The organism is uncultured Nitrospira sp. (genome assembly GCA_902500695.1).
Classification (GTDB): domain Bacteria; phylum Nitrospirota; class Nitrospiria; order Nitrospirales; family UBA8639; genus Nitrospira_E.
Window position 1 is genome coordinate 18,996 of the sequence record CABVRQ010000057.1, and the last position, 5,292, is coordinate 24,287.

Below are 5,292 nucleotides of genomic sequence, written 5' to 3' on the forward strand. Positions count from 1 at the left end.
GCGAACCAACCGTGAATGCCTACCAGGAAGGAGTGGTTGCTGGTGGAGGGTCAATTTCCGGTGTGATGAAATTTTCTGGAATTGTCCCATCGCCCAAGACTCATAAAGTCACCATGGGAAGTAATCCAGAATTCTGTCAGACCATTGCGGATAAAAATGGTGTCATTGGTATTTCAGAAGTCCGGGTGTCCTCCAAACAACAATTGGCGGATGTGGTCGTTTTTCTTCAAGAGGTGGAGCGTGGTAAACCCGTACCGAAAGAAGGACCGGTCGTGACGGTGGACCGTTGTCAATTTGCGCCACGAGTCATCGGTGCCATGGACGAACAAACTCTCCGGATAGCCATGCGTGATCCGATTGTACACCAGCTTCGCGGATGGGAGATGTTGGACAAGGGACGCCTGCCACTATTTCATTTCCCCGATCTGGGAGAAGGAGGGGAGGCGACTGTTCCACTCAAGACACGGGGTAGCAGTATTATCAGGCTCGAATGTGATCAACACCGGTTCATGCAAGGTTGGCTGCTGCTGGCCGCCAACCCCTATGTGACCGTATCCGATGACGATGGGGTGTTCCGTTTGACGGATGTTCCAGCGGGCACTCATACGGTCGGGGCCTGGCACCCGGTGTTGGGGTATCAGGAAGCCAAGGTGACGCTCATTTCCGGGCGGCAAGAGACCCTTGAGCTGACGTTCGTGTCGCCATTGAAACCCTAATGTTTTCTGAGCAATCGAGGTGACCACCTGTCGGTCTATAAACTCATCAAAAATCATGGCGTGTAAGGTTTGATTTTTTCAACCTTCATTTCCTTCCCTCAAAGAAGATTTGCTCCCACCCGCCCGGGAATTTGTGGGCTCTCTCATATGAAAGATTCAAAGACATTTATCTTTCTTTGTCTTGTCGGTTTTTGCAGTTTTGTCAGTTATGACATGGTGCGTCGACCGGCCTTGGCTTTGTTTGTGGAAAGCCTGGGAGCGGGCCCTTTCCTCGTTGGCCTGTTGGTGGCTGTCTCGACAGTGACCGGCGTGATCCTCAAGCTTCCGATGGGATTGCTTTCGGACCAGATCAATCGAAAACGGTTGATGCTAGGAGGAGTGTTGGCTTTTGCATTTCCGCCCTTTCTTTATCCGTTGATCTCGGATCTCTGGACATTAGGGCTCCTCCGGTTGTTTCACGGGTTAGCCACGGCGATGTTTACGCCGCTAGCCTTAGCGATGGTGGGAGAACTCTTTGCAAAACGCCGTGGGGAAGCCTTTGGTTGGTATACTTCGGCGACTCAAGGCGGTGGACTCTTGGGTCCGATGATTGGCGGCGCTATCGTCTTTCAATATGGATACTCGCCCACGTTTCTTTTAGCCGGATTATTTGGATTGTTAGCTTTGGTCTTCTTCTGGTTGATCCCTCAGACTCCGAGTCCCTCGCGAGTCCACCAACATTCTCCCTCGACCGTATGGAAGGAAATGCGCGAAGGCCTCCATCGAGTCTGTCAGATTCCACCTATTCTCATCACCAGTATTGTGGAAGCGGCGAAAATGATGGGCAACGGTACGTTGATGGCGTTTTTGCCGCTCTATGGGTTGATCATCGGATTGAACGCCGCCGAAATTGGAGTCTTGTTTGGAGTGCAGGCGTTCACTTCCTTTATCGCTAAACCCGTCATGGGAAGGATATCTGATCGTGGGGCCAGGCAACCACTGATTGTTGGAGGGCTTTGCCTGTGCGGACTCATGGTTATGTTTATTCCTCACATTCAGGGGTATATTCTCTTATTGGTGGTCGCCGGAACGTTTGGATTTGGAGAGGCGGTGGTGACGTCATCGACCACGGCCCTGGTTGCTGATTATTCCGAAGGAAAAGATTTGGGAGCAGGGATGGGATTACGGGGCACCATTATGGATATCGGGCATGCCGGAGGACCGCTCCTGGCAGGAATTCTCATTCATGCCCTAGGCTATGCCGGCGGGTTTTTCTGTATTGGAGTCCTCTTATTACTGACGGCGACATATTTTGGTCTCAGGATGATAGGGATCAAAAACCCGGTTGTGCTATAGTGGGCCTTTTACTGAAGGGCAGGTACAGGAGTCAAACACCATGAATGAAGAAATGGGAACCGGTGATCTCATCATCGGGATTGTGGCGGCCCTCGGTGTCGTGGTCCTGGTCGTGGTTTTTGTTGTGATAGTGAAAAAAGTTCTTTTAAATAAAGACAGCGATATCCAATAACCAAATTGGTGGGACATGTTTAGTGGAATTATTGAGGAAATGGGTGCGATTCAGTCGATTAATAAAGGGTTGGCCGGTGCAAAATTTTCCATTTTGGCTTCTCTGACTTTAGAAGATCTCAAGCTGGGTGATAGTATTAGTGTCGCCGGCACCTGCTTAACGGCCAGTCAGGTGGGGGATATGGGTTTTTCAGTTGATGTGTCCACCGAAACGCTGAAATGCACGACATTAGGATCCATCCCGGTTGGTACACCGGTCAATTTGGAGCGGGCCATGAAACTCAATGCCAGGATGGGTGGGCATCTGGTCACAGGCCATGTCGATGGAATCGGTCTCCTACGTGCTCGACAACAAGATGGGAATTCGATTCAACTCACCATTGAAGCTCCAGAGGAAATTATCCGTTATTGCGTGGCAAAAGGATCAATTACCGTGGATGGAATCAGCTTGACGATTAATAACGTGTCGGAGCGTTCTATTGCCGTCGCCATCATTCCGCATACAGCCAAAGTCACCACCATGGGACTCAAACAATTAGGGGATACCGTCAATTTAGAGTCCGACTTGATTGGAAAATATGTTGAACGCTTGTTGCAAACAAGCGGGGTGCTTCCGGCAAAGCCCGCCCCACTGATCAATCGGGAATATCTTGAAAAACGCGGTCTGCTATAGAGTCTTTCTACATCGCATGTCTCAAAATCTTCCACAAAAAACCAAGCATCCCCTTTGGCGTTTGTTTGCCGTCGTTACCCTCTTTGTGATCGTCATTCCTGCAACGTTGTGGGGGATCGTCCAGCTCTACGAAATCATTTGCGCCTGGTGCGGCTGCTGTAGTGCCATCGATCGTCCAAGAACCCCATAGACCCACTCACGTATTTAATACAATCATCAATAAATGAGGAGATTGCATTTTTCTCCTTATGTATTCAAGCCAATTATACAACCCCAAAGATTTTTTCCTAACCATTATCCTGGCTAGTGGGGTTTTCACGTTTGATCTCCTGCTTCCACGTGGATTTGCGGAAGAAATGTTGTACGCCGGGGTGGTGTTTTTTGCGACACAACGCTTGCCACGAGGGATGGTCTATGGTGTGGCCGTGGGATGTACGGTCCTTACGATTGTAGGATTTGCTCTGACATTTTCTATCTTAGAAGTGGAACCATCATTGTTACAATGGCCATTCCGGTTTCCAATTACTAACAGAGCCTTTTGTATTGGTGCCATTTGGGCCATCACCCTGTTGGCTCTCCAACGGAGGCGGGCTCAAGAAGCGCTTCGAACGAGTGAAGATCGTTTTGGACTGGTTGCCGAAAACATTCAGGACTATGGGATTGTGATGCTGGACCGGGAAGGGAACGTCGCCAGTTGGAATGCGGGAGCGGTACGTATTTTCGGCTATTCTGCAAGGGAAGTTCTGGGGCATTCTCACTCTCTGTTTTATCCATGCTCGTCTTCTCCTTCCATCGAGCCTACAGGGTTTCTGGATGAAGCCATTGCTTCGGGAAGCGCTATGAAGGAGGAATGGCTGGTTCGAAAGAACGGGGCAAGTTTTTGGGGGCAAGTGGGCATTACCGTCTTGCGTGATGAAACCGATCAACTTTATGGATTTGCTACAGTGATGGGGGATCTTACCAAGCGGAAGCAGGAAGAAGATGTCATTCGAGCCCTCCTTCGTCTGAGTGAAAAATTAAATTCCACCTTTAATGTAGAAAGGCTCATGGACGAATTAGTACCAGAGGCCATTCAACTCGTCCAGGCACATGCCGGATTTGCCGGGTTGGTCTCGGGGGAAAAGCTGGTATGTGAAAAATATTTCCAAGGTCAGACAATGGAACTCTGTCACCATTCGTGGTCTCCAGGGCAGGGATTACCCGGCTGGCTTCTCCTACATCAGACTGCCTATCTCACGAATCGAGCGCATGAGGACAGACAGATTGATCAGGATTTCCGACAAGCATTTGATATTCAATCAGCCTTAAGCATTCCAATTCTCGATGCCAAGGATACTCTTTTGGGATGTCTTGAAGTACATAACAAAAACGATGCAGTTGGGTTTACACCCTTTGATCAGAAAACACTGGTCGGAGTCTCACAGGTCGCCTCAATTGCTATTCAGAATGCCTTGGCCTACCAAAAGCTTCAAGAAGCCGAAGCCCTTCATAGTCATTTATTAGATAAAATCATGACGGCCCAGGAAGATGAGCGGCGACGAATCAGTCGTGAATTACATGATGAAATCGGCCAATCTTTGACCTCTCTTCTTGTTGGACTCCGTGCGGCTGAAGATGATGCGCGTTCAGATGGAATGGGAGCACGGGTAAATGATCTACGAAAGATTACGAGTACGACACTGCAGGAGGTTCAGCGACTGGCAAAAGGTCTGCGTCCGAGCGTGCTGGATGATTTTGGACTAGAGGAAGCGATCGCCCGCTATGGGGCGGAATTTAGTTCAACATATGGCATAGAGGTGGATGTGGCTCAAAATTGGCAAAGTAAGGATCGACTTTCTCCCGCAGTGGAAACCGCCTTGTATCGAATCGTTCAGGAGGCGCTCACGAATGTGGGAAAATATGCCAAGGCCACCACCGTTTCGATACTTGTGCAGCAAAACCCTGCTCAGATTCGACTGATTGTGGAAGACAATGGTCAGGGGTTTGACGCGGAAGCGATTGTTCGGAAGGCTGCGGCAGGTGCCCATCTTGGCCTGCATGGAATGCGGGAGCGAGCACTGTTGCTTAATGGTTCAATTTCAATTGAATCATCTGCGGGAACCGGAACCACCATCTATGTCAATATTCCTCTGAAAAGAAGTGTCGCATGAAAACTAGAATTCTTCTTGTCGATGATCACGCAGTTCTTCGAACAAGATTGTGCCTCCTGACCAATGGTTAGTCCTCTGCCTACGAGTATGAAATCTTCAGGATTTATTATTCCCCTGTCTGCCAAGCTTACATCGAAGTCCCCGACATACATTTCTGGCGACAGGAGAAGTTCCATCTTGTCCCTTTGATAAAAAGATCAGTTGTATACAATACGATAGAGAATCAAATTGATTTCACTAGAGATCT

5 protein-coding genes are annotated in these 5,292 nt (G+C 49.1%); all 5 read left to right on the top strand.

The annotated features are described in order from the left end of the window. A partial coding sequence (locus tag AAH187_RS13765) for a hypothetical protein (RefSeq protein WP_342349038.1) occupies positions 1-716 on the top strand: 716 nt, incomplete at its 5' end. A gap of 147 nt (positions 717-863) precedes the next feature. After that, on the top strand, positions 864-2,051 hold the full coding sequence (locus AAH187_RS13770; RefSeq protein ID WP_342349039.1) for an MFS transporter: 1,188 nt from the start codon (positions 864-866) through the stop codon (positions 2,049-2,051). A gap of 40 nt (positions 2,052-2,091) precedes the next feature. Beyond that, positions 2,092-2,223: a hypothetical protein gene (locus tag AAH187_RS13775; RefSeq protein ID WP_342349040.1), complete on the top strand. Its 132-nt coding sequence runs from the start codon at positions 2,092-2,094 to the stop codon at positions 2,221-2,223. 15 nt (positions 2,224-2,238) lie between these two features. Beyond that, positions 2,239-2,895 carry a riboflavin synthase gene (locus tag AAH187_RS13780; RefSeq protein ID WP_342349041.1) on the top strand — a complete coding sequence of 219 codons (657 nt, stop codon included), beginning with the start codon at positions 2,239-2,241 and terminating at the stop codon, positions 2,893-2,895. A gap of 248 nt (positions 2,896-3,143) precedes the next feature. Further along, the gene (locus AAH187_RS13785; RefSeq protein WP_342349042.1) at positions 3,144-5,045 is read left to right on the top strand and encodes an ATP-binding protein; all 1,902 of its coding nucleotides are present in this window, start codon (positions 3,144-3,146) and stop codon (positions 5,043-5,045) included. Positions 5,046-5,292: the final 247 nt, after the last annotated feature.